The sequence below is a fragment of the Streptomyces sp. KR55 genome (assembly GCF_052245645.1).
GTDB classification, from domain to species: domain Bacteria; phylum Actinomycetota; class Actinomycetes; order Streptomycetales; family Streptomycetaceae; genus Streptomyces; species Streptomyces flavusporus.
The window spans coordinates 1-759 of sequence record NZ_JBQQCE010000988.1 but is presented as its reverse complement, the minus strand read 5'-3'; the positions used below and the strand labels follow the sequence as shown (position 1 = coordinate 759).

Annotated in this window: 1 protein-coding gene; it reads left to right on the top strand. The window is 71.1% G+C overall.

Annotated features, from left to right (window positions below):
* Positions 1 to 73: 73 nt before the first annotated feature.
* On the top strand, positions 74 to 759 hold a 686-nt coding region (locus tag ACTWQJ_RS51955; protein WP_443313291.1), incomplete at its 3' end, for an acyltransferase family protein.

Below are 759 nucleotides of genomic sequence, written 5' to 3'. Positions count from 1 at the left end.
CGCACGACGAGTACTTCACCCCCGGCACCTCCACCCTGACCGCGTTCGCGGCGATCGCCGACGGAGACCTGTGATGAAGACCCCCACGAAGCTCGCGAAGCTCACCGCCAAGATCGACGACCGGACCCCCGCCCACCGCGACCGCGCCATCGACGGCCTGCGCGCGCTGGCGCTCCTGGCCGTCCCGACCGGCCACTGGCTGCTCGGCGGCTTCACCCTCGACACCGGCGGCGGTCTGCACAACGCCAGCCCGCTGGCCACGTTCGGCGCGCTGGCCCCGGCCAGCTGGATCCTCCAGATGCTGGGCATCTTCTTCCTGGTCGGCGGCTACTCCTCGTACCTGTCCTACCAGCGCCGCAAGGGCTCGGCCCGCGAGTGGATCACCGGTCGGCTCACCCGCCTGGGCCGCCCGGTCCTCGGCGTCACCGCCGTATGGGCGCTGCTGCTTCCCACCCTCCATTACGGCCTCGGCGTCCCGACCGCCACCCTGCACACCGCGTCGACACTGGTCGTCCAGCCCTTGTGGTTCGTCGGCGTCTACGCCGTGATCACGGCCCTCACGCCGTACTGTGTCCGCGCCTCGCAGCGCCTCGGTTTCCGGTCCGCGGCCCCGCTGCTCGGCTCGGTCGCGGTGGTCGACTTCCTGCGTTACGGGCCGTACGCGGACGCGATGCCGTCCTGGGTGAGTCTGCTCAATCTGCTACCGGGCTGGATGTTCGCCTACCAGCTGGGCGTGTCCTGGGCGGACAAGCGGCTGGG